Source organism: Anaerococcus sp. C0059F3 (assembly GCF_056590475.1).
Genome location: NZ_JBWPWE010000001.1, coordinates 1 through 22,778 on the forward strand (window position 1 = coordinate 1; position 22,778 = coordinate 22,778).

22 protein-coding genes are annotated in these 22,778 nt (G+C 38.5%); 14 read left to right on the plus strand and 8 right to left on the minus strand.

What is annotated here, in order from left to right:
- Nucleotides 1-94 precede the first annotated feature (94 nt).
- From AC1EJ5_RS00005 to larE, 7 genes are read right to left on the minus strand one after another with little or no spacing between them, the layout of a single operon-like run.
- Nucleotides 95-805: an ABC transporter ATP-binding protein gene (locus tag AC1EJ5_RS00005; RefSeq protein ID WP_479813763.1), complete on the minus strand. Its 711-nt coding sequence runs from the start codon at nucleotides 803-805 to the stop codon at nucleotides 95-97.
- On the minus strand, nucleotides 798-1,757 hold the full coding sequence (locus AC1EJ5_RS00010) for a FecCD family ABC transporter permease (RefSeq protein WP_348937795.1): 960 nt from the start codon (nucleotides 1,755-1,757) through the stop codon (nucleotides 798-800). The genes AC1EJ5_RS00005 and AC1EJ5_RS00010 overlap by 8 nt, the downstream gene beginning before the upstream one ends.
- Complete coding sequence (locus AC1EJ5_RS00015; protein WP_348937797.1) at nucleotides 1,750-2,952, minus strand: ABC transporter substrate-binding protein; 1,203 nt, start codon at nucleotides 2,950-2,952, stop codon at nucleotides 1,750-1,752. The genes AC1EJ5_RS00010 and AC1EJ5_RS00015 overlap by 8 nt, the downstream gene beginning before the upstream one ends.
- Nucleotides 2,939-3,370: a nickel pincer cofactor biosynthesis protein LarC2 gene (gene larC2 / locus AC1EJ5_RS00020; protein WP_479813989.1), complete on the minus strand. Its 432-nt coding sequence runs from the start codon at nucleotides 3,368-3,370 to the stop codon at nucleotides 2,939-2,941. Before larC2 ends, AC1EJ5_RS00015 begins: the two co-directional genes overlap by 14 nt.
- Nucleotides 3,370-4,335: a nickel pincer cofactor biosynthesis protein LarC gene (gene larC / locus AC1EJ5_RS00025; RefSeq protein ID WP_479813765.1), complete on the minus strand. Its 966-nt coding sequence runs from the start codon at nucleotides 4,333-4,335 to the stop codon at nucleotides 3,370-3,372. Before larC ends, larC2 begins: the two co-directional genes overlap by 1 nt.
- The gene (gene larB / locus AC1EJ5_RS00030; protein ID WP_479813767.1) at nucleotides 4,335-5,093 is read right to left on the minus strand and encodes a nickel pincer cofactor biosynthesis protein LarB; all 759 of its coding nucleotides are present in this window, start codon (nucleotides 5,091-5,093) and stop codon (nucleotides 4,335-4,337) included. Before larB ends, larC begins: the two co-directional genes overlap by 1 nt.
- Nucleotides 5,093-5,926 (minus strand): ATP-dependent sacrificial sulfur transferase LarE, encoded by an 834-nt coding sequence (gene larE / locus AC1EJ5_RS00035; RefSeq protein WP_479813769.1) that lies wholly within the window; start codon nucleotides 5,924-5,926, stop codon nucleotides 5,093-5,095. Before larE ends, larB begins: the two co-directional genes overlap by 1 nt.
- Before the next feature lie 243 nt (nucleotides 5,927-6,169).
- Here larE and sppA point away from each other — a divergent pair, with 243 nt between their 5' ends.
- From sppA to AC1EJ5_RS00060, 5 genes are all read left to right on the plus strand, one after another.
- The gene (sppA, locus tag AC1EJ5_RS00040; RefSeq protein ID WP_479813771.1) at nucleotides 6,170-7,153 is read left to right on the plus strand and encodes a signal peptide peptidase SppA; all 984 of its coding nucleotides are present in this window, start codon (nucleotides 6,170-6,172) and stop codon (nucleotides 7,151-7,153) included.
- A complete protein-coding gene (locus AC1EJ5_RS00045) occupies nucleotides 7,143-7,637 on the plus strand; it encodes an RDD family protein (protein WP_479813773.1) in 495 nt (164 codons plus the stop codon). The genes sppA and AC1EJ5_RS00045 overlap by 11 nt, the downstream gene beginning before the upstream one ends.
- A gap of 185 nt (nucleotides 7,638-7,822) precedes the next feature.
- A complete protein-coding gene (locus AC1EJ5_RS00050) occupies nucleotides 7,823-10,351 on the plus strand; it encodes a ribonucleoside-diphosphate reductase subunit alpha (RefSeq protein WP_479813775.1) in 2,529 nt (842 codons plus the stop codon).
- 1,074 nt (nucleotides 10,352-11,425) lie between these two features.
- Nucleotides 11,426-11,758 (plus strand): phage holin family protein, encoded by a 333-nt coding sequence (locus AC1EJ5_RS00055; protein ID WP_479813777.1) that lies wholly within the window; start codon nucleotides 11,426-11,428, stop codon nucleotides 11,756-11,758.
- A 9-nt stretch (nucleotides 11,759-11,767) separates the two neighbouring features.
- Nucleotides 11,768-12,826 carry a ribonucleotide-diphosphate reductase subunit beta gene (locus tag AC1EJ5_RS00060; protein ID WP_311486679.1) on the plus strand — a complete coding sequence of 353 codons (1,059 nt, stop codon included), beginning with the start codon at nucleotides 11,768-11,770 and terminating at the stop codon, nucleotides 12,824-12,826.
- 116 nt (nucleotides 12,827-12,942) lie between these two features.
- Here AC1EJ5_RS00060 and AC1EJ5_RS00065 read toward each other — a convergent pair whose 3' ends face one another.
- On the minus strand, nucleotides 12,943-14,025 hold the full coding sequence (locus AC1EJ5_RS00065) for a hypothetical protein (protein WP_479813779.1): 1,083 nt from the start codon (nucleotides 14,023-14,025) through the stop codon (nucleotides 12,943-12,945).
- Nucleotides 14,026-14,127: 102 nt separating this feature from the next.
- Here AC1EJ5_RS00065 and AC1EJ5_RS00070 point away from each other — a divergent pair, with 102 nt between their 5' ends.
- From AC1EJ5_RS00070 to AC1EJ5_RS00110, 9 genes are read left to right on the plus strand one after another with little or no spacing between them, the layout of a single operon-like run.
- Complete coding sequence (locus AC1EJ5_RS00070; RefSeq protein WP_223418305.1) at nucleotides 14,128-14,451, plus strand: hypothetical protein; 324 nt, start codon at nucleotides 14,128-14,130, stop codon at nucleotides 14,449-14,451.
- The gene (locus AC1EJ5_RS00075; RefSeq protein ID WP_311480835.1) at nucleotides 14,438-16,360 is read left to right on the plus strand and encodes a V-type ATP synthase subunit I; all 1,923 of its coding nucleotides are present in this window, start codon (nucleotides 14,438-14,440) and stop codon (nucleotides 16,358-16,360) included. The genes AC1EJ5_RS00070 and AC1EJ5_RS00075 overlap by 14 nt, the downstream gene beginning before the upstream one ends.
- Nucleotides 16,360-16,827 carry a V-type ATP synthase subunit K gene (locus AC1EJ5_RS00080; protein WP_209772733.1) on the plus strand — a complete coding sequence of 156 codons (468 nt, stop codon included), beginning with the start codon at nucleotides 16,360-16,362 and terminating at the stop codon, nucleotides 16,825-16,827. The genes AC1EJ5_RS00075 and AC1EJ5_RS00080 overlap by 1 nt, the downstream gene beginning before the upstream one ends.
- Nucleotides 16,828-16,842: 15 nt before the next feature.
- The gene (locus AC1EJ5_RS00085) at nucleotides 16,843-17,406 is read left to right on the plus strand and encodes a V-type ATP synthase subunit E (RefSeq protein ID WP_479813782.1); all 564 of its coding nucleotides are present in this window, start codon (nucleotides 16,843-16,845) and stop codon (nucleotides 17,404-17,406) included.
- Nucleotides 17,403-18,437, plus strand: a complete 1,035-nt coding sequence (locus tag AC1EJ5_RS00090; protein WP_479813784.1) for a V-type ATP synthase subunit C — start codon at nucleotides 17,403-17,405, stop codon at nucleotides 18,435-18,437. The genes AC1EJ5_RS00085 and AC1EJ5_RS00090 overlap by 4 nt, the downstream gene beginning before the upstream one ends.
- Nucleotides 18,430-18,741, plus strand: coding sequence for a V-type ATP synthase subunit F (locus AC1EJ5_RS00095; protein WP_348937818.1), 312 nt, complete (start codon nucleotides 18,430-18,432; stop codon nucleotides 18,739-18,741). The genes AC1EJ5_RS00090 and AC1EJ5_RS00095 overlap by 8 nt, the downstream gene beginning before the upstream one ends.
- An 11-nt stretch (nucleotides 18,742-18,752) precedes the next feature.
- Nucleotides 18,753-20,510, plus strand: coding sequence for a V-type ATP synthase subunit A (locus AC1EJ5_RS00100; protein WP_223418299.1), 1,758 nt, complete (start codon nucleotides 18,753-18,755; stop codon nucleotides 20,508-20,510).
- A gap of 4 nt (nucleotides 20,511-20,514) precedes the next feature.
- Nucleotides 20,515-21,882, plus strand: a complete 1,368-nt coding sequence (locus tag AC1EJ5_RS00105; RefSeq protein ID WP_311486686.1) for a V-type ATP synthase subunit B — start codon at nucleotides 20,515-20,517, stop codon at nucleotides 21,880-21,882.
- Nucleotides 21,883-21,885: 3 nt separating this feature from the next.
- Nucleotides 21,886-22,524 carry a V-type ATP synthase subunit D gene (locus AC1EJ5_RS00110; RefSeq protein ID WP_223418297.1) on the plus strand — a complete coding sequence of 213 codons (639 nt, stop codon included), beginning with the start codon at nucleotides 21,886-21,888 and terminating at the stop codon, nucleotides 22,522-22,524.
- The last annotated feature ends 254 nt before the right edge of the window (nucleotides 22,525-22,778 follow it).

Here is a 22,778-nt window from a genome sequence, read left to right on the forward strand (position 1 = left end):
TAGGAAAGAACAAAGAAATACCAGAGCTAGTTTAGTTCTAACTCTGGTATTAGGTCCAACTTTGTGGGGTCACTTTATTAGTTGGGAGGAATTTTTATTTGAAATATATGTGCCTATTACCATCAAAGTCCCTGATGTCGGTTTCCATATCAAATATGTCCATGAACATTTTTTCGTCCATAACTTCCTTGGATGGACCTTGCCTGTAGATTTTTTTATTATTAATTAGGATAATATTGTCGGCAAATTTTTCGATTAGGGCTATTTGGTGGAGACTTATTAGTGTAGTGAGTTTGAGTTTGTAGGTTAAGTCTCTGATTATTCTCATTATTTCGTATTGATTTTTTAAGTCCAAGGCACTTACTGGTTCGTCTAGGAGGAGGATTTTTGGTCTTGCTACTAGGGCCTGACCTATGAAAACTTTTTGAACCTCGCCACCTGAGAGCCTATTTATATATTTGTTTCTGTATTCATGGATATTTAGTAAATCTATGATTTCTTCAACATCCCTTACGTCTTCTTCTGTAATTCTTAGGGATAGGTCCGCTACCTTGCCTAACAAGATAGTTTCAAATACGGTAAATCTTATTTTGGAGTTTATATTTTGGTTGAGGTAGGAAACCTTGCCGTCAGTTATAATTTCTCCATCAAATTTTTTGATTCCAGATATGGCATTAAGGATGGTTGATTTCCCTGAACCATTCCTACCCATTAGGATATTAACCTTACCAGCGTCAACAATAAAGGAAATGTCATCTATTATTTTCCTGTCATAGGAGATTGAAAGATTTTTTGCCTTAATCATTTCTACCTCCAAAGAAGAATATAAAGATGAGTGGTAGGCCAATCAAACTTGCAATTATACCAATTGGAAGGATGGTGCCTGGCTTTATCATTTTTGATAGGGCTGAGGATATAACCAAGAGGCCTGCTCCTATGAGGGTTGAACCTACTATATAGTATCTTTGATCTTCGCCTAGGATTTTTCTAGCAAGGTGAGGGGCGATTACGCCTACAAAACCAATGACTCCTGCAAAACTAACTCCAATTGAAGATAGGATTGAAACAATCATAAAGGTCCTTACCTTAAGCCCCTTAACGTCAACGCCAAGACTTCTTGCCCTGTCTTCTCCAAACCTTAGGGTGGTTAGCTTGTGACTATCTTTGATGATAATGATAAAGGCCACTAGGAAGGATACTAGTAGGATTATAATTTGTCTTGGTTTGGTATTTGAAACTGAACCAAAAAGCCAAAATACAATAGATGATAGGGTTTCATCTGTAGAAACATATTGCATCAAGCTTGTTAAGGAGTCAAAGAAAAACTTAACTGCTATACCTGCGAGAATCATCGAGCTTGTGTGGGCAAAATTTCTCCTCGAGATGAGGTAGACAAAGATTATAGCTATTAAGGAAAATCCTATTGCTCCTATCGCTATAAAGTTGATAGAAATTCCCATTAAGAGGAAGAGACTGGCCCCGAAGCCTGCTGCAGATGAAACACCGAGGGTGAAGGGACTTGCAAGCGGGTTATCAAGGATGGTTTGCATACAAGCACCAGAAAGCCCCAAAATCATTCCCAAGATAAGGGCTGTTGTCATTTCAGGAATCCTTATCTTAAAAAGAATTGTTTTTTGTAGGTCGGTTAAGTGTGCCAAATCCCCAACCCCAAGCTGACCTACACCTATAAATAAATCTATTATAGAGATAGCCAGAGCTAGGAGAATGAGGAGAAAAATTTTCTTATTTTTATTCATACTTAGTATACCAGCATCCAGAATAATCTATTGGCATAAATTCTTTATAGAATTCTTCCATGTCTTTATCTGGATCAAGGTCTTTAAATAAGTCTGGGTGGAAGGCCTTGGCTAGGGCTTCGTAAGAATAAAAGTCAGACATATCACGGGCAACGTTGTGGCCTATAGCAAATACTTCCTTATCTTTCATAGCTTTAAGACTTGACCAACCCTTTCTTTCATTATATTTTTTGATTTTTTCTTCTACTTCTTCCTTTGTTACGTCATAGCCCATTCTTAGAGCATCTGGTTTATTTACCCATTGAGATCCAGTAAGAACTATGATGTCTGGGTCCTGACTTAGGACAAATTCTTCAGAAATAGGGTTAGCTTGTTTATCTTCGAGGACATCGCCTGCTATGTTGTGACCGCCGCAGTCATTAACAATTTTGCCCCACATCATAACATTGCCGTAGGCGTTACCATATTTGACTTCGCCGTCTTGGCCACATTCTAGGTAGACATTTGGTTTGTTTTCAACATCTTTGAGGGCATCTAGGATAAATTCCCTCTTTTCCTTGTAGAAGTTATAGAGTTTGTCAAAGTTTTTATCAAGACCTGTTGCCTTTGAAATAACTTCTGTTGATTTAAGGTGTTTCTCAAGGTCTTGGCTATGGTAGTCAACGTATATAACTGGTAGGTCTAGCTTATCCTCAATTGTATCTAGCTGGGCCTTGTAGGATACTGGAGCAATGATGCCGTCAGCATCTATTGACAAGAGGTCTTCTATAGAAAAGTCATTGTCAGTGAAGTTTGTAACCCTTCTTAGGTCTTCTAGTTCTGGAATTTTTTCCACAAGCCTTTGGTAAAGGTCATTCCTATTTTGGCGTAGACCGTCATCCATGGCTGCAATTTTTTTGTAGAAATTATCCTTATCTAGGTACATCATTTGCATGAATGGGCCACCTGAACCAGAACCTTGGATAATGACTTTCTCTAGTGGCTTGTCAAGCTCTATAGTGCGACCAAGGACGTCTTCAAATATTAGTTTCCCTTCCTCGGCTTCTTCTTTACTTTTTTCATTTGTTTCTTGTACTTCTTCTGTCTTTGCTTCTTCTTTTGTAAGATTTTCTTTCTTATCTGCTCCCCCACATGATGTTAGGGTCAAGATAAAGATTAAAGTTAGTGCTAATTTTCTTAAATTAATTTTTTTCACAATTTCCTCCGTAAATTAATTTCATTTTATCGAACGCTTCTTTGATCGATAAAGAATTTTGTGCTGCCAAGTCTTTTGCAGACTCGTATTCAGGATATACATAGGATTTATCCTTGTGAAAAACCTTTTTGTAAGAAAGCCTTAGACCTTCATAATCTATATTTATTATCTTTCTTTCGAGAACAGATCTTTCTACTTCGATTTTTCTAATACCAATTGAGCTAGTGTTTGAAAAGATAATGTCTTCTACATCTTCCAACTTGTCCTTATCGCAAAGGACTGATAATTTATAGGCAGGGCGATTTTTTTTCATATAAATCGGGCTATAGAAACAATCTCTTGCGACCTTCATTAGTTCGTCCATCACAAAGCCTAGGACTTCTCCTGTGGAGTCGTCAATATTAGTTTCAGCTAAGATTAGGCTTTTTTTTTATCTCCTGTAATTTCAATTACTCTTAGGATATTGGTTGACTTTTCGAAGTCCTTGTTGCCAGCACCTAGGCCGATTTTTTTGATTTTAAAACTTTCTGGAGCTTTTTTATAGAAGTATTTGACGATTGCAGCTCCGGTTGGAGTGATGTGCTCGCCTTCTTCTCCGATGAAGTTAAGATTAATTTCAGAATCTGCTAGGATATTGGCTACAGCAGGTACAGGTATTGGCATTGGGCCATGAGCGCACATTTGGTAGCCAAATCCTTCATAGAGGTCTGAGAAATAAATATTTTCCACACCTAGGTCATCTAGGCAAATGCAAGTGCCGACAATGTCTATAATAGAATCTATGGCGCCTACTTCGTGGAAGTGGACCTCGGACTTGTCGATGCCGTGGGCCTTGGCTTCTGCATCGCCAATGATGTCAAAAATCCCAAGTGCGTTTCTCTTGACATTTTCGTTGAGGTCTGATGAATTGATTATCTTTTTAATATCGTCTAGGTTTCTGTGAGCATGGTCGTGGTGATGATGGTGGTCATGGTCGTGAGAATGTTCATGAGAATGAGTGAGACCATCTTCGTGTGTATGTTCGTGACAATGTTCGTGATCGTGATCGTGGTCGTCGTCATGGTCATGGTGGTCATGGTCATGACAATGTTCATGAGAGTGAGTATGGCCATCTTCATGAGTGTGTTCATGGCAATGACAGTGGTCGTCTTCATGGTCGTGGTGATCGTGGTGATGGTCGTGGTCGTGACCTGCTAGGATTACGTCAAAGTTATAGGCGTCTATCCCATTTTTCTTTACTCTTTCAAAAACTAGGTCGTAGTCTGTAAGGCCGAGAGATTTGATTCCTTCTACTAATTTTTCCTTGCTTGCACCGAGGTCTAAAAGAGCCCCTATGGTCATGTCACCAGCGATTCCTGAGTACATTTCAAAATATAGGTCCATTATTTGCTTCCTTTCGCTATTAGCTTATTTATCTGGCAGGCTTGGTAGGCGGCACCGTATCCGTTGTCGATATTAACCACGCTTACGCCTTCGGCACAGGAGTTTATCATTGATAGAAGGGCTGTGATGCCCCCAAGATTTGCCCCGTAGCCGACTGATGTTGGCACAGCTATGATTGGCTTATCAACAAGACCTGCAAGAACTGTTGCAAGAGCAGCTTCCATGCCTGCTATGGCTATAATTACATTTGCTTTTTTGATTTCTTCTGTCTTATCTAAGAGCCTGTGGACTCCTGCGACTCCCACATCCCTGTAGGCTTTCACCTTTGCTCCCAAAAACCTAGCTGTGATTTCAGCTTCAAGGCTAATAGGAAGATCTGATGTGCCGGCAGAGACAATGGCGATTTCGCCAATCTTGTCGCTTTCTTTGGAGTAGTCAAGGCTAATAATTTGGGCAAGGTCTGAGTATTCCACTTCAGGGATGACTTCTTTTACAATTTCGTATTGTCTTTTGCTTGCCCTAGTGCCGATTACTGATTCTTTTCTTTCGTAAAAGGCCTTAAAAATTTCTATAAGGCTTTTGTCATCTTTTGATGCACAATAAATTGCTTCTGGAAAACCACGTCTTTCCCTCCTTGAGAAGTCGATTTTAGCGTTTTCACCTACATCTGCATATCCCTTGTCTTCAAGGATTTTAAGGGCGGCCTCTTCAGAGATTGTCCCTTCTTTTATTTGTTTGATTAAGGTTTTTTTATCCATTATAAGACCCACTTTTTCTTTTCTTCTTCACTTAGGCCCTCATCCATTGACCCTGACCTAAAACCTTCTAGGTCGAGAGTAATATAGGAAAAGCCAAGATTTTTAAATTCCTTTATAACTTGGTCTCTTTTTTCAATAAAGGCCATAAAGTCCTCTGGCATTAGCTCGATCCTCGCTATATTTGAGTGATCTCTAACCCTGAATTTGATAAAACCTAGGTCCCTTATAAAAGCTTCTGCTTTTTCAAGTCTGTCTAGTTTCGCTGGGGTAATCTTTGTACCGTAAGGAAACCTAGTTAAAAGACATGGGGCTGATGGCCTTTTGGCAACGCTTATATTAAGCTCATCCGCAAGGTCTCTTACCATTTGTTTAGAAAAACCTGCCATATTTAAGGGACTTACAACTCCAAGGTCTCTTAGGGCCATGAGTCCTGGCCTATAAACCTTGTGGTCATCGGTGTTGGTCCCGTCTATGACATAACCGTAACCGAGATCGTCCTTTAATTTTATAGCTTGTTTAAAAAGGTGGCTTTTGCAATGGTAGCACCTGTCTTTTGAATTGTTAACTATGTGGTCATCAACAAAGATATCCACATCCTTTATGAAAAGTTTTACTCCCATTTCTTCTGCCAAGTTTTTGGCATTAACGAGGTCCTCTTCTGTAGATGATGGAGCCTTAAAAAACATAGCGACTACATCGTTTTCATCTTTTCTTAAGGAAGTTGCGATTTTTAAGAGTAAGGCAGAATCGACTCCGCCAGAAAAGGCTAAAACTACTTTTTCTTTTAGTAAATTTTCTATGATATCGTAGAGTTTTTTACTTGAATTTTCCATAAAATACTCCTTTTTTTGAAAAATAATAAAAAATAATTAAGCCATATAAAAATACAGCTTAATCTTTTTTATGTAAATAGGTCCAAATGGACCTATACATAACAATGTAATCGAGTGTTAACGATAATTGTAATGCATATTCATTGTACTGATTGGCTTATGAAAATGCAATCATCTTAATTAAGTCTTGATTTTTTTCGGGTATAATATTAGAAGTTAAAAGAGAAAAATAAAGGAGTTTTTATGAAAAACAACGCAAAAAGGTGGATAGCTGTGGGCCTTGCCCTAGTAATTCTACTTGGATCAAGTCTATCAGGATTTAACAAGGATAAAAAAGAAGAGATTGGCATGTCTTATCTTAACAAGCTTGGCAAACAAGCCCTAGTAGACGAAGAAGTTTTAAGCGGTACCAACATAAAGGAAAAAATAAAAGTTGTTGACCTAAGTGGAGTCATCCAATCAGGATCAGCTAGCGATTTTGTAATTAGTGACTTAAAGGCGGCTGGAGAAGACCCAGCTGTTAAGGGAGTCATCTTATCTGTAAATTCACCAGGTGGTTCTGTTTATGTGTCAGAACAAATTGCCAAGGAAATTAAAAATTTAAAGGCAAAAAATATCCCAGTTTATTCTGTTATGAGAGAGATGGCTGCGTCTGGAGGTTATTATGTATCAGCACCTACAGATAGGATTTATGCCTCAAATGAAACCCTAACAGGATCAATTGGTGTAATCATGCAGATGTATTCGCTCCAAGGACTTTTTGAAAAATACGGAATCAAGGAACAAAATATCACCTCTGGCAAGATGAAAGACGCTGGTAGCCAAGGTAGAAACCTAACAGATGAAGAAAGAAAATACTTCCAAGATCTTGTAAATTCTGCCTACAAGAGATTTGTAAAAATAGTTGCCGATGGCAGGGGCATGTCCGAAGCAGATGTTAAAAAAATCGCAGACGGAAGGGTATATGACGGGTCTCAAGCCCTAGCAAATGGCCTTGTTGATAAAATTGGGGACCTAGATATGGCTATTGAAGATATGACAAAAGAAAATAAGCTAACAGACCCAGTCGTAGTTTCCGCATCAAGTCTTCAACCTTCCCTAATGTCATTTTTCCAAAAAGCTAAAGACTATAGGCAAGGAGCATCTGATCTTGCTATCATCAAGGAATTTATGGACAAAAATACCCTAAGCCCTATGTACCTATATGGGGGAGCTTATGGAAAATAGAGAAGTTTTAATAAATAAGGAAGAATTTAAAGAAAGAAATTACGCCCACGCCTACGCATCATTTGGAACACGAGCTATTGCCTTCATAATTGATATGATGGTAGTTGGTGGATTAAATAAAATAATTACAGGCATTATTGGCCTTGACCCTGAATTAAGTTTTTATGGTTTTGCCATGACAGATATTCTTAGCTGGGCTGTAACACTGGGATATTTCACCCTAGCAAGCCTTGTCACCAAGGGCCAAAGCCTAGGCAAGATGATTACAGGAATTAGGGTTGTAAGTCTTACATCAGATAAGCTTGACCTTGGTCAAATCCTAATCAGGGAAATAGCCGGCAGGTTTATCCAAAATACCATCATGTTGGTCTATCTTCTTCCGATTTTTACACCAAAAAAACAAGGCCTAATCGACTTTTTTGTCGACACAGCTGTTGTAAAGGAAGATGCCTTTAGAGATTTATACGGGGTAGATTTTAGGTAAATTTGTTTTTGTTAGCAAATATACTTTTAAAAAACCAAAATTTTTAGAAAAAACAGCACAAAGATAAGCTTTGAAAGCCTTTGTGCTTTTTTTGTCTAGATTTCGCACTAGCCCCTATATAAGGTATGATAGATATAGATTTCGATAAAATACCACTACATCTAGTAGTAAGTTTGGAGTTATGAATGAAGATTATTAAAAGAGACGGGTCAAAAGTTGATTTTGAATTAGAAAAAATCAAGAGAGCCTTATTCAAGGCATTTAAGTCGGTTGATTCTACAATTACCGATGAAAAACTTGAATACATTGCCCAAAAAATTGTAAGGACAATCGAGGAAAAATTACCAGCTGACCACACTGTGACAGTTGAAGAAGTTCAAGACTTGGTTGAACTTAACCTTATTGATGAAAATTATTATAGGGAAGTTAAATCCTTTATCCTCTACCGTGCCAAGCACAACATGGATAGGAAGGTAATTTCTGATTTTAGCACTTATGTATCTGACAAGGACCTAATGGAGATAATTTCCAAGGTCCAAAGAGAATTTGATAGCCAAAGGTATCCTATAGAGTCACTTTATTTCAAGTTTGAATCCTTCACCAAGCCAGAAATGAATGACAAGGAAGTCCTAGACGCTGTAATCCGTGCTGCAAGCGAGCTAACAAGCAAGGAAGCCCCAGATTGGGAAATAATCGCAGCAAGATTTCTAGCCTACAAGATAAATCTAGAAATAAGAGAAGAGGAAGAACGCTACGAGATTTACGACTTTAAGTCAAAGATAAAGTTTTTGACAGAAAAAGAACTCTACGGGGCCTATATTCTTGAAAATTATTCATCAGAAGATATAGATGAATTAGAAAAATACCTAGACCATAAGAGAGATGACATTTTCACCTATTCAGGCCTAGATCTATTGAGAAAAAGATATCTAATAACCAATTACGAAGGACGCATCTTGGAAAGAGTCCAAGAGATGTTTATGGGAATCGCTATGCACTTAGCAATTCCAGAAAAAAACAGGGTAGGCTTCGCAAAAAGACTTTACGATATATTGTCAACTCTAAAGGCAACCATGGCAACACCAACCATGACCAACGCTAGAAAGCCATTTAACCAGCTTTCTTCATGCTTTATAGAAACTGTTCCAGATACTCTAAAGGGAATTTACAGGTCCATCACCAACTTTGCCGAAGTTTCTAAACATGGCGGCGGCATGGGCATGTATTTTGGAAAAGTTAGGGCAAATGGTTCTGATATTCGTGGTTTTGAGGGAGTTGCAGGCGGGGTTATCCGTTGGATAAGACTTGCCAACGACACAGCAGTGGCTGTTGATCAGCTCGGCGTTCGCCAAGGAGCTGTGGCTGTTTATCTTGACATTTGGCATAAGGATATGCCAGAGTTTTTGGCCCTAAGGACCAACAACGGTGATGACAGGATGAAGGCCCACGACGTCTTCCCAGGTGTTTGCGTGCCAGATTTATTCTGGAAGCAAGTTAGAGAAAATATGGAAGGCGACTGGTACATGTTCGACCCACACGAGGTTGTTAAAAAATACGGCAAAGCCATCGAAGATACCTACGGAGATGAATTTGAAGAATTTTACAAAAAATTAGTTGCCGATAAGGAAATTTCTAGAAGGGTCATGCCAATTAAGGACATGGTAAGGCTTTTGATCAAGTCTTGGTCAGAAACTGGAACACCATTCATTTTCAATAGAGACTTGGTAAATAAAGCCAACCCAAACAAACACATGGGCATGATTTATTCATCAAACCTCTGCACAGAGATTGCCCAAAACATGAGTCCATCAGAAACTGCTTCAACAGAAATAACTACAGAAGACGGGGACATAGTTATAGTTAATAAAACAAGACCAGGCGACTTTGTTGAATGTAACTTAGCAAGCCTAACTCTTGGTAAACTTGATGTGAACAATGAAAGTGAGCTTGAAGAAACTGTAAGAACAGTTGTAAGGGCACTTGATAATGTTATTGATCTAAACTATTACCCAACCCCATATGCGGAAGTAACCAACAAAAAATACAGGGCAATTGGCCTTGGCACCAGCGGTTACCACCACATGCTTGTTAAAAATGACATCAGATGGTCAGACGAAAAAGCTCATGCAGCTTTTGTTGACAGGGTTTATGAAGATATAAATTATTACGCCATAAAGGAAAGTGTAGAAATCGCCAAAGATAAGGGATCTTATAAAGTATTTGAAGGAAGTGACTGGCAGAAAGGCAGCTATTTCACAGATAGGGATTACACTTCAGAAAGATGGGAAAAACTTGCCGCAGATGTTAAAAAATACGGCCTAAGAAATGGCTATCTAATGGCAATAGCTCCAACAGGATCAACATCCATAATCTCAGGCACATCAGCAGGAGTAGACCCAATCATGAGCCGATATTTCTTAGAAGAAAAGAAGGGAGCCATAGTCCCAAGAGTGGCACCAGGACTAACCACAAAGACCTTCTGGCTTTACGAAAATGCCCACGATATAGACCAAAATATCTCAATGCGCATGGCAGGAATAAGACAAAGGCACCTTGACCAAGCCCAATCAGTAAATATCTACATCACCACCGAATACACCATGAGACAGATTTTAAATGTTTACCTAACAGCATGGGAAGCAGGAGTGAAGAGCATTTACTACGTAAGAGGCAAATCACTTGAGGTAGAAGAGTGTGATACTTGCTCCGCATAGGATTTATCCAAGATAAATATATTTTAGGGGATATTCCCCTAAAACCCCTTTTGGGGGTATTTTTTATGGGGGCTCCCAAAAGCCCTCTATTTTTTTATCCAAGATAAAGTATTTTTTTCTTTTATCCAAGATAAGTTATTCTATTTTATATAATTTCGGTCATTAACATGACCCCTCCGTTCATAGGGGGAACCCAAGGGGGCGGCAGATGCCCCCTCACTGGTTCCCCCTAAGACCCCCTTACGCTACACCCCTAACTGCTCCTTAAGCGGAGTGCGAGATTAGAAGCTTGCTAATCGCAAGCTTTTTTGTGTAGAGAGAACGTCCTTGTTTTAGTTGGTGTATTTACCAAGAGATTTCTAATATTCAAGCCCCTAAAAACTGACAACTCGGCTACGCCTCAAACAATCAGTTTTCTTAACGGGGCTTTCTATTAGAAATCTTTGCTCGGTAAAAAAGAGAATTGGTCTCGAAGTTCCAGATTTTGTTGGGCTCGTTTGGCTCTTGCCAAACATTGCTAGATGGTATATGCATCCTAAAACGAAGAGTTAAAAACTCAAGACCAAGTATTTTAAAATCCCAAGTATCCGTGAAGAAAATTGCACTGACAGCTCTTTACGAATATAAAAAATAATAAATACTGCGAACTAATTTTCAAATAAAAAGCACAAGTCAGACGAGATTGCAATTTTTAGGAGGCTTGGGATTTTAAAACGTTAGAAAAAACAAAGACCAAAACGAAGACGTAAATCTTACCGAAAAAAGATTCCGGAGGGAATCTACCTTATTTGCTCCCCGCCATAGGGGCCGCCTGGGGGTGAAACGGAAAGGGGGTCTGGGGGAACCCGATGAGGGGGCATGCGGAAAGCCCCCTTGGGGTTCCCCCAGATACGGAGTGGTCATGTAAATGACCTGGAACAATTATAAGATACAGTTAATTTCGGATCAACAATTAAAAAACATAAATATCTGGTATAATGATTTATAAGAAGAAAATACTCCATCTTGGATGGAAAGGAGTTTATTTTGAATAGACGTAGAAAAAAATCTTTAATTAATAAAAGGAGGAATGTTTTGTTAGTTTTATTTATAGCTAATGCTATTTCATTATTTTTGATGAGCAAATTTATTAGTCATATTTCTTTTGATAAGTCTTCAGCTCTTCTTATCACAGCGGGGATTTTGACCATATTTCAAAAGGTGGTTGAGCCTATTCTTAGGTTCTTTGCTTTTCCTATTACCATTTTAACCTTGGGTTTATTTTCCTTGGTGATTTCGGCCTTTGTTTTGTATTTGGCTTTTAAATTTGTTGAGGGAGCTCATATTGATTCCCACTTGTTCAGCTTGATTTTTGCAAGCATTATTTTGTCAATAGTTTCATCGGTTGTTTTAAATATTATTTCCTAGGAGGTAAATATGGAAGAAAGTAAAAGAAAAGAAGTCGAAAAACGTGGTATTTTTAATGAAAATGGGGATATTGATCTTGCTAAGAGGAAGATTATCCAAGGTAATACCACAAACCTAAATGACTTTAACAATCTTAAATACACCTGGACATCCGATTGGTATAGACAGGCTATGAACAATTTCTGGATTCCAGAAGAAGTAAATTTAAACCAAGATATAAAAGATTATAGGAATCTTGACCAACACGAAAAAAGAGCCTATGATATGATCATTTCCTTTTTGACCTATCTAGACTCTATTCAAACAGCCAATTTGCCAAACTTACAAACCTATGTAACTGCAAATGAGATTAATCTTTGTCTGTCAATTCAGACCTACCAAGAGTCAATCCACTCACAGTCTTATTCATACATCCTTGATACAATTTGTTCGCCAGAAGAAAGAACAAGGATTTTATACCTCTGGAAGGAAGACGACCACCTTCTAAGACGTAATGAATTCATCGGTGAACAATACAACGAATTTTTGGAAAGGGATAATGAATACCAATTTGTAAAGGCCCTAATTGCAAATTATATCCTTGAAGGAATCTATTTCTACTCAGGATTCTCTTTCTTCTATAACTTAGGAAGAAATGGCAAGATGCCAGGCACTGTTCAAGAAATCAGATACATCAACAGGGACGAAAACACCCACTTATGGCTATTTAGGTCACTTATCAACGACCTTAAAAAGGAAAGACCAGACCTTTTCACACCAGAAGCAACCCACATTTATAGGGAAATGCTAAAAGAAGGCGTTCGCCAAGAAATCGAATGGGGCAAGTACGCTATTGGTGATAATATACCAGGACTTTCTACAAGTATGATTGAAGATTATATCAAATACCTAGGTAACCTTCGTGCTAAGGGCCTTGGATTTGAGCCACTCTTTGAGGGATATACAGAAATTCCTCAATCAATGAAATGGGTAGATGAGTATTCAGATCCAAACGCAGTTAAGACTGACTTTTTCGAAGCAAAAGTAACTGCTTATTCTAAATCATCTATAATTGAAGACGACCTATAAAATAAAAACCAGAGCGGTAAAATGCTCTGGTTTTTAAATTGCAAAAATATTTTAAAATCTAAAATAATTAGGTCTTGTAGTTTTTTATTTTTTTAGCGAATGTTTCATGTGAAACATCATTTTTTAATCGATTCTTTTATTGAGTCGGCCATGGAAATGGCGAGGGACTTGTTGGCGATTGGGCCTACAACTATAATTGTGAGATAGGTATTTTTTCTTTTTATGACAAACTTTTTTCCTGTCAGGGTGTTTTCCTTCATGTAGAGTCTGATTTCCCCTTCTAAGATGCCACCGTCAAGGCTAACCTTGCCCATATTTAACAAACAGGTTGGGTAGATTAGGTCTCCTGAGTTTAGGTCATAGGCGTCGTAAAGATTCCCATCGACTCTGTCTTCTTTCATGAGGATGGCTCCAATAGCTTCGTTGTTTTCTCTAGCTAGGAAATATTTAAAACCATCGCCTTCTTGTTGGAGGTCGAAATTTTCTGGGATTTTAATCTCAAGGCCTGCAAATTTTTCCTCCTTGGTTGCAAAAACAGTAAGCTTATCCTTGTAGTCGGCAAAAGATTTGCTAACTTCGTAAGGATCGTCTCCAGAGGTGTAGGCTGTCATTAGGATATCGGCCATGATTTTCCCACCAAGGTTTGGCCTATCTTCTTTTATTACGAAATATACAGTTGTGTTTGAGGACTTTATAAAAAAGTGAGTATAGGAATATTCTTGGTCCTTTGTTAAAAAATATAGGCTATCAAGGCCTGTAAAAGAATTTTTTATTGGTTTGGAAATTATTTTGTCTTTGAGTTTTTCATCCCAAATGATTTTTTCTGCTAAATCCATTAGGTCGGTATTTTCCTCGACAGATTTAAAACTAAGAAGGACCTTATAGGATAAATCGAGGGGGAAGTCCACAAAATAAGTGTCGTCTTTTTTAAAGATTTGGCACCTGTCGGGTATCCTGAAAAATATATCTCCTAGCCTTACTTCTTTATTGTAGTCTAAATTTTCTAAATTTTTTTTTGTGTAAGTGTCATTTTTAACCGAGCTTGGATAGGCGATTAGCCTTTGGCCAGTGAGGAGACTATCGTCTTTACTAAATTCGCCTAGCTCAGCAAGGGGATAGGTCTCTTTTGTATTTTCTTCTTTTTTATCACATCCTACTGCAAATATGGCAAATAAGGCGATTAACAAGATTTTTTTCATAAATTTTCCTCTAAATTTTAAAATATCAGTCTTATTTTGTCTAGACTATACCCGTTTTGGGTAAAAATATGATATAATTTAATTAGCATTAGGGGGTGAATTATGACTGATGACATTTTAAATCAAGTGAAAAAAGCCGAAGAATCGGCAGCCCGTGAGCTTGATTTGGCCAAGGAAGAAGCCCGAAAGCTAGTTGAAGAAGCCAAGATTAAGGCTAATGAATCTTATAAGGAAGAGATTGACAGAGCCAAAAATAAGGCTAAAAAACTAGTTGAGGATGCCAAAGCCAAGGCCCTTGAAGAAAGTAAACCGGTGTTAGAAAAAGCAAGTGAGGCGTCTAGCGAGATCAAAAAAAGAGATTTGGCTGATCTATCAAAGACTGTAGATTCGCTTGTAGAAAGGATTGTAAATAATGGCAATAGTTAAGATGGATAAGTTTAGCTTGCTTAGTTTCAATGACAAGCGATCTAGTCTACTTAACATTCTTCAAAATTTTAACTATGTGCATTTTAATGATCTAAAATTAAAAGAAGACGAATCCTATCTTAAAGAGGTTGAAAACTCAGCAGTCCTCAATTCTATAGAAGAAAAGCAGGATAAGCTTAAATATGCAGTAGAAACTGCAAGGAAGTATTCAAAAGAAGATTTGCCTAAGGAGCTTAAAAGACTTGATATAGAAAATGTCTATAGACAGTCAGAGAATTTTGATTTTAACCTTATTTATGATAAGTTATTAAAATTAGTTAAAGAAAGGGAAGGTCTGGTTGATAAAAAACAGGCCAATGATACAAGGATAGAGGATTTAAGTCCATGGAAGGAAGTAAATCTAAATATCAATGACCTCTACGAATCAGAAAGGGTCTTTGTAGAAACTGGCTCAATTTCAAGTCAATTCTACGATAGCCTTAGAAAAGAACTTGTAGAAAAGCATTTGGAAAAATCCCTAGTTTATAAACTAAGCGAAAGAGATAAGATTAGTTTTATAGTAGGTATTGCTTCCCTTGACGAAAAAGAAGAATTTAGTGAAATCCTCAGAGAATTTGGCTTTACCAGGATAAGGATAAAGGCGGAAGGACCTGTGGGAGAAGAGCTTGAAAAATTAAAAGCTAATTCTAAAAAATATAAAAACGATATCAGCAAATTAGAAGAGGAAATTGGCGGTTTTAGTAAGTATATGGACGACTTCTACCTTTATGAATCTTTTCTTGAAAATGAAAAGAAAAAGGAGGCAAGCGTTGAAAACTTCTTAAAAACCAAGTCGATGGACGTAATCGAAGGCTATGTTCCATCAGATATGGCGGAGACTTTCAAAAAGGACCTTACAAGTGTCCTTGGTGAAGAATATCTACTTGATATAAGAAAAGCCGACCTTGATGACCCAGACGTGCCAATTATCCTAGATAACAATTCTGTAGTAGAACCTTTTGAGTCGGTAGTAGAAACCTACGCCCTACCAAGATATAACGAAATAGACCCATCCCTACTTGTAGCAATATTTTATACAATATTTACCGGGTTTATGATTGGCGACTTAGGCTATGGACTCTTAGGAGTAATTGGAACAATCGCCATGCTTAAGCTAAAAGATTTTCCAAAGTCTAGCGAAAAAATGGTCAAGCTATTTTTGGCTATTTCCCTTTCAGCTTGTTTCTTTGGAATCTTGTTTGGTTCAGTCTTTGGTGGCATAATCGAAGTGCCATTTGGCTGGATTGATACCCAAAAAGATGTCTACACCCTAATCGGCATGAGTTTTGCCATTGGTACTGTAGCCCTCATGGTAAGTGTGGGAATGACAATTGTAATTAACCTTAAAAACAACAGGCCACTAGATGCTATATATGATTCACTATTTACATATCTTTTCCTTGGAGGAATTGGATATTATGTTTATAGTAAATCAAAAATCGGCCTTTATGTAATGGCAGCTGGTATGGTTGGTATCCTCTTATTTTCAGGTAGGGATGCCAAGACAATCGGCGGCAGACTTGGATCTGGTTTTTATAATGTCTACGGACTTACATCTTGGATAGGAGACTTTGTATCCTTCCTAAGACTTATGGCCCTTGTTTTATCAGGCGGCTTTGTAGCCTACGCAGTAAATGTTATTGTAAAAATGGTAGGAGGAGCAGGATTTTTCGGCCTCTTGGGCGGAATAATTATCTTTGTGGTTTTCCAAATCTTTAATATGTTCCTATCATACTTATCAGCATACGTTCACGGCCTAAGATTAATTTACGTAGAAATGTTTAACAAGTTCTACGAAGGCGGTGGAGTTAAATTTAGAGAAATGTTAGAAGATACTAAAAAGATTATCATTAATAAAAGGAGGAAATAATGAGTAACTTTTTTATTGAAAATGGCGGAATTATACTAGCAGTACTTGGAATGGCAATAGCTACATTTTTACCAGGATCAGGTTCAGCTAAGGGAACAGGTATGGCAGGTGAGGCAGCAGCAGCACTTACAGTAGAACAACCAGAAAAATTTGGTAAGGCCCTAGTACTACAACTACTACCAGGTACCCAAGGTCTTTACGGCTTCGTTATTGCATTCTTTATAATGCTAAGACTTGACGGCAATGTTGACTTTGCAAAAGGTCTATACTTCTTTATGGCAGCCCTACCAATAGCTATAGCAGGCTATACATCAGCAATCGCTCAAGCTAAGGTAGCAGTAGCAGGTATCAACATCCTAGCTAAAAAAGAAGACGAATTTATCAAGGGCGTTGTATACGCAGTAATGGTTGAGCTTTATGCAATCCTAGCCCTAGTTATTTCATTACTTCTAGTTCTAAGAGCATAATATTAGGATAAGATTATGAATAATCTTGATTTAATATTAGAATCTATAAAAAACAAAGCAGAAGAAGAAAAAAATCAGATATTAGATCAGGCAAGGTCCGAGGCCAAGGAAATCACTGATGAAGCCAAGAAAAAGGCAAGCGAAGAGGCAAAAGTAATCATGGAAAAAGCAGAAAAAGAAGCTGCAACAACCCTTACAAACGAAGAGCTTTCTTCATCTCGTAAGGCCCGTGATATAAAAATAGGAGCAAAAAACGACCTTATAAACCAAGTTTTAGATAAGGTTTTAACTGAACTTAAAAACCTAGATGAGGCATCCTATAAAAGATTTGTTCTTAAAAGGCTTGAGGGCTTCCCGGAATCAAATGCAGAAATCATCCTCAAAGAAGGAATGGCATCTGTCTTTAATTCAGACGACCTAAAGGGACTTAAGATTTCAAACGAGACCACAGATGATGGTTTTATAATAAAAGACGGCAATGTCACCTATGACAATTCTTTTTCATCAATAATTGATTATGAAAAAGACCAAATCAAAAAAATAATATCTGACGCACTTTTTACTAAGGAAGAAATATGAAAAGAGAAAACTTCATAGCAGCTTCTACGTCCACCAGGATTTATGAAGATGATCTGCTTAAGGCCCGTGACCTTGAAAGACTAAATGACTATGAAAGTTTAAGCGAAGTGTTAAATGCTCTAAACGACTCATCCTATGCCAGCGCAATATCAGAACTTGATAGGGATGAAGAGTACGAAAAAATCCTAAATAAGGAATTAGTAAAGGTCTATGAAAAAATAGCCGAGGTGACTCCTGATAAAAATATCAGTCAGTACCTAATCGAAAAATATAATTTTCATAACCTAAAACTTTTAGTAAAAGAAATTATCCAAGAAGAAGATTTTTCAAAAATCTATTCGCCTATGGCAAATGTAGACACAGCCTTTATAAAAAGGGAATTATTGAAGTCTGCAGATGGGGAAGTAAGCCTTGCCTCTGTTGGGAAAAAAGAAGACAGGGAAATTTACCTCGCCTATGCCCAAAAGGCACTCAAAGCTTATAGGGAAAGCGAAAACCCAGCCATGATAGACATATCTCTAGATAAGTCCTATTATGAAAGAGAACTCGCCCTTGCTAAGGCAACTGGGATAGAATCACTCCTTGCCTACACAAAAGAAGCGATAGACCTTGTCAATATCAAGACCCTTTTAAGAATAAGGGGTCAAAAACTTGATTTTGATCATTTGAAAAATTCCCTAATAGAAGGCGGAAATCTCGATAAGAATGACGTCCTTGCTATGATAAGCATGGATGTAAATGAGATTGTTTCTAAGACTTCAAGCCTTAAGGTAAATTCATATCTTAAGAAAAGCCTAGATAGGGATAAAAAGGATTCGGAAAATCTTCTTGACCTAGAAAAGGCCATCGACGATCATTTTATGGACTTTGCAAAAAACGCCAAGTCTATGACCTATGGCCCAGAAGTTTTGTTAGGATTTTTGATTGCCAAGGAGCAAGAGATTAAAAACCTAAGGATAATCTTTATCTCTAAGTTAAATTCACTTCCAAAAGACTTTACTAGGGAAAGGTTAAGAGAAACTTATGTATAAAATTGGAGTAATTGGCGATAAGGATTCGATTTTAGCTTTTAAAGCCATTGGAATTGACGCCTTTACAGCCATTGACGAAAAAGACGCAAGTAAACTAATAGACAAGCTTGCCAGCGAAGACTACGGTGTAATTTTTATAACCGAAGCAATGGCCCAGCTTGTTCAGGAAACTATAGATAAATACAGAGAATCTATGACTCCAGCCATCATCCTAATCCCATCCAATAAGGGATCAATGGGTATTGGCCTTGCTGATATCAACCGCTCGGTTGAAAAGGCAGTCGGAGCCAACATTCTAAATTAAAGGAGCTTAATTTGAATATAGGTAAAATTACTAAAGTATCTGGACCACTAATAGAGGCAGAAGGCCTAACCGATGCTAATATCTATGACGTGGTTGAGGTATCAAAGGATAAGCTCATCGGTGAAATAATAGAGATGAGGGGAGATGTCGCAAGTATCCAAGTATACGAAGAGACAACTGGTATAGGCCCTGGCGATGAGGTTAGGTCAACAGGAAGACCTCTATCAGTAGAGCTTGGACCTGGTATGCTCGAGAGAATGTACGATGGTATCCAAAGACCACTTGAAAAACTTGAAATGCTTGCAGGAAATTTCCTAGAAAAAGGAGTAACAGCACCAGCCCTAGACAGGGAAAAACTTTGGGATTTTGAACCTCTTGCAAAGGTCGGAGACGATGTAGTTGCAGGAGATATCCTAGGAACTGTAGAAGAAACCACAGTTATTACCCACAAGGTTATGGTGCCTTACGGAATAAGCGGCAAATTAAAAGATATAAAAGCTGGCGAATTTACAGTAGCTGACACCATTGCTGTCGTAGAAACTGAAGATGGCGATAAAGAAATAAATATGATCCAGTACTGGCCAGTAAGGCAAGGAAGACCAATCAAGGAAAAAATCGACCCTAACGAACCCCTAATTACAGGTCAAAGGGTAATTGATACCTTCTTCCCAGTTGCCAAGGGCGGTACAGCAGCAATCCCAGGACCATTTGGTTCAGGTAAGACCGTTGTCCAACACCAAATAGCAAAGTACGCTGACGCTGACATAGTAATCTACGTTGGTTGTGGTGAGCGTGGTAACGAGATGACAGACGTACTAAATGAATTCCCAGAACTAGTTGACCCAAAAACTGGTGAATCAATCATGAAACGTACAGTCCTAATAGCAAATACATCAAACATGCCAGTAGCAGCCAGGGAAGCATCAATCTACACAGGTATTACCCTTGCAGAATACTACAGGGACATGGGCTATAACGTAGCTATGATGGCCGACTCTACATCTAGATGGGCAGAAGCCCTTCGTGAGATGAGTGGACGTTTGGAAGAGATGCCAGGTGATGAAGGTTATCCAGCCTATCTTGCCAGCCGTGTTGCAGACTTTTACGAAAGAGCCGGTAAGGTTAGGGTCTTAGGAAATAGGGAAGATATTGGTACCCTTTCAGTAATAGGAGCCGTATCTCCTCCAGGTGGAGATATGTCAGAGCCAGTTACCCAAGCTACCTTACGTATTGTTAAGGTCTTCTGGGGACTTGATTACGACCTTTCTTACCAAAGGCACTTCCCAGCTATCAACTGGTTAAACTCTTATTCCTTATACCAAGATAAGATGGATAAGTTTATAGATGGAAATGTTGACGAAGAATTCTCAACTATGAGAAAACGTGCCATGAGTTTATTACAACAAGAATCAGGTCTATTAGAAGTAGTAAGGCTTGTAGGACGTGATGCCCTATCTGATGATGATAAGTTAAAATTAAATGTAACTAAATCTATCAGAGAGGACTACCTCCAACAAAACGCCTTCCACGATGTGGATACCTACTGCTCTTTGGCTAAGCAAGATAAGATGCTAGGCATCATTCTTTATAACTATGATAAGTGCCTAGAAGCCCTATCAAAAGGTGTTGAAATCAAACAAATCGAAGGCCTTGACGTTAACGAATCAATCTCAAGACTAAAACTAATTAGCGAAGACAACAAGGAAAGATTTGATGAAATCAGATCTGAAATCGACTCAGCAATTAGCAAGCTAATAAAGGAGGCATAGACGGATGTTAAAAGAATATAAAACAGTAACAGAAGTAGTTGGCCCTCTTATGCTTGTAGAAGGCGTTGAGGGAGTAAACTTCGAAGAATTAGTAGATATTAAACTTCAAACAGGCGAGCATAGAAGGGGCAGGGTTATAGAAATCAATAAAGACCGTGCCATGGTTCAGCTATTTGAAGGATCAACAGGTATCAACCTTGAATCTACATCAGTAAGATTTTTGGGAAGACCTCTAGAACTTGCTGTAAGCGAAGACATGATAGGCCGTGCCTTTAACGGCCTAGGTGAAGTTATAGATGATGGTCCTGAAATAATTCCTGAAGATAAGAGAGATGTTAATGGTACTGCAATTAACCCAGTATCAAGAGACTACCCATCAGAATTTATCCAAACAGGTATTTCAACCATAGACGGCCTAAACACCCTTGTAAGGGGCCAAAAACTTCCAATCTTTTCTGGAAACGGTCTGCCACACAACCAAGTAGCAGCCCAAATCGCCAGACAAGCTAAGGTATTAGGAGATGATGAAGGTTTTGCGGTAGTCTTTGCAGCTATCGGTATCACCTTCGAAGAAGCCCAATTCTTTATGGATGACTTTAAGAAAACAGGTGCTATCGACCGTTCAGTACTCTTTATGAACCTTGCTGACGACCCAGCTATCGAACGTCTTTCAACACCTAAAATGGCCCTTACTTGTGCAGAATACCTAGCCTTTGAAAAGGACATGCAAGTGCTTGTAATCATGACAGACATGACCAACTACGCAGAGGCCCTTCGTGAAGTATCTGCAGCCCGTAAGGAAGTACCAGGCAGACGTGGTTATCCAGGATATTTATATACAGACCTTTCTACAATCTATGAAAGGGCAGGTAAGCTTCGTGGCAAACCAGGAACTATTACCCAGATTCCTATTTTATCAATGCCAGAAGACGACATTACCCACCCAATCCCAGATTTGACAGGCTATATCACAGAAGGACAAATTATCCTAGACCGTGGCCTTTATAACCAAGGTATAGCTCCACCAGTTTCTATCCTTCCATCCTTATCAAGGCTTAAGGATAAGGGTATAGGCAAGGGCAAGACCCGTGAAGACCATGCAGATACCATGAACCAAATCTACGCTGCCTACGCATCAGGTGTGGACGCTAGAGAGCTTCAAAAGATTCTAGGCGACTCTGCTTTATCAGATGCAGACCTAGCCTTTGCAGAATTTGCCAAGGCCTTTGAAGAAAAATACATCAACCAAGGTTATTACACAAATAGGTCAATCGAAGAGACTCTTAACTTAGGTTGGGAACTTCTAAAGATAATTCCAAAATCAGAGCTTAAGAGAATTGACGACGCCCTAATAGAAAAATACATGGACTAGCCTATGGCAAGATTAAAGGTAACCCCTACTAGGATGAACCTAAACACCCTGAAGGGAAGACTTGCCACCGCCAAAAGAGGATACAAACTCCTAAAAGACAAGCAAGATGAACTAATGAGGCAATTTCTTGAATTGATTAGGGAGAATAAAAAACTCAGGGAAGATGTAGAAAAGGAACTATCAGATTCCTTCGCAGCCTTCCTTATGGCATCAGCCTTCATGAGTCCAGAAATCCTCGAAGAAGCGGTAAGCTTTCCAACCCAGGAAGTTGGCGTTGATATTACAACAAAAAACGTCATGAGTGTTAGGATTCCTAAGATGGAATTTAAGGTAAATGTAAACGAAAAAGCTTCAATGTTTCCATACGGCTACGCCACAACAAGCGTGGGCCTAGACGAGGCGATTTTGAAATTAAACCACGTCACAGATAGGCTACTCGAACTCGCTGAGCTAGAAAAAACAACCCAGCTAATGGCAGATGAGATTGAATCAACAAGAAGAAGGGTAAACGCTCTAGAATACAGGACTATCCCAGACCTTGAAGAAACAATCAAATACATCAGAGCCAAACTAGAAGAAAATGAAAGAGCAACCATCTCTCGTTTGATGAAGGTAAAAGATATAATTTCAGAAGAAAGATAAAAAAAGACCACCAGGCGACTGGTGGTTTTTGTGTGGTTATTTATAGTGGTGATGATCTACGGCTAGAAAATCCTAAGCTTGGTTTTCTTTTTTGCGAACTAAAAAATACTGGCCAAAAGACCCTATAGCTATAAGGCCTGTTCCTATTATCCATCCGTACTCGATTTGGTGAGTTTTATAAGACATGTAGATAGATACAATTAGAACTATTAAAGCAAGGCTTCAAATAATTAATTCTTTGTATATATTCATTA

Excerpts from the sequence above, each read along its gene's own strand:
- AC1EJ5_RS00065 (WP_479813779.1), bottom strand. The coding sequence starts at position 14,025 with ATGAAAAAAATCTTGTTAATCGCCTTATTTGCCATATTTGCAGTAGGA.
- AC1EJ5_RS00005 (WP_479813763.1), bottom strand. The coding sequence starts at position 805 with ATGATTAAGGCAAAAAATCTTTCAATCTCCTATGACAGGAAAATAATA.
- AC1EJ5_RS00105 (WP_311486686.1), top strand. The coding sequence starts at position 20,515 with ATGTTAAAAGAATATAAAACAGTAACAGAAGTAGTTGGCCCTCTTATG.
- AC1EJ5_RS00045 (WP_479813773.1), top strand. The coding sequence starts at position 7,143 with ATGGAAAATAGAGAAGTTTTAATAAATAAGGAAGAATTTAAAGAAAGA.
- AC1EJ5_RS00090 (WP_479813784.1), top strand. The coding sequence starts at position 17,403 with ATGAAAAGAGAAAACTTCATAGCAGCTTCTACGTCCACCAGGATTTAT.
- larE (WP_479813769.1), bottom strand. The coding sequence starts at position 5,926 with ATGGAAAATTCAAGTAAAAAACTCTACGATATCATAGAAAATTTACTA.
- sppA (WP_479813771.1), top strand. The coding sequence starts at position 6,170 with ATGAAAAACAACGCAAAAAGGTGGATAGCTGTGGGCCTTGCCCTAGTA.
- AC1EJ5_RS00010 (WP_348937795.1), bottom strand. The coding sequence starts at position 1,757 with ATGAATAAAAATAAGAAAATTTTTCTCCTCATTCTCCTAGCTCTGGCT.
- AC1EJ5_RS00050 (WP_479813775.1), top strand. The coding sequence starts at position 7,823 with ATGAAGATTATTAAAAGAGACGGGTCAAAAGTTGATTTTGAATTAGAA.
- AC1EJ5_RS00095 (WP_348937818.1), top strand. The coding sequence starts at position 18,430 with ATGTATAAAATTGGAGTAATTGGCGATAAGGATTCGATTTTAGCTTTT.
- AC1EJ5_RS00080 (WP_209772733.1), top strand. The coding sequence starts at position 16,360 with ATGAGTAACTTTTTTATTGAAAATGGCGGAATTATACTAGCAGTACTT.
- AC1EJ5_RS00085 (WP_479813782.1), top strand. The coding sequence starts at position 16,843 with ATGAATAATCTTGATTTAATATTAGAATCTATAAAAAACAAAGCAGAA.
- larB (WP_479813767.1), bottom strand. The coding sequence starts at position 5,093 with ATGGATAAAAAAACCTTAATCAAACAAATAAAAGAAGGGACAATCTCT.
- AC1EJ5_RS00070 (WP_223418305.1), top strand. The coding sequence starts at position 14,128 with ATGACTGATGACATTTTAAATCAAGTGAAAAAAGCCGAAGAATCGGCA.
- AC1EJ5_RS00110 (WP_223418297.1), top strand. The coding sequence starts at position 21,886 with ATGGCAAGATTAAAGGTAACCCCTACTAGGATGAACCTAAACACCCTG.
- larC (WP_479813765.1), bottom strand. The coding sequence starts at position 4,335 with ATGGACCTATATTTTGAAATGTACTCAGGAATCGCTGGTGACATGACC.
- AC1EJ5_RS00060 (WP_311486679.1), top strand. The coding sequence starts at position 11,768 with ATGGAAGAAAGTAAAAGAAAAGAAGTCGAAAAACGTGGTATTTTTAAT.
- AC1EJ5_RS00075 (WP_311480835.1), top strand. The coding sequence starts at position 14,438 with ATGGCAATAGTTAAGATGGATAAGTTTAGCTTGCTTAGTTTCAATGAC.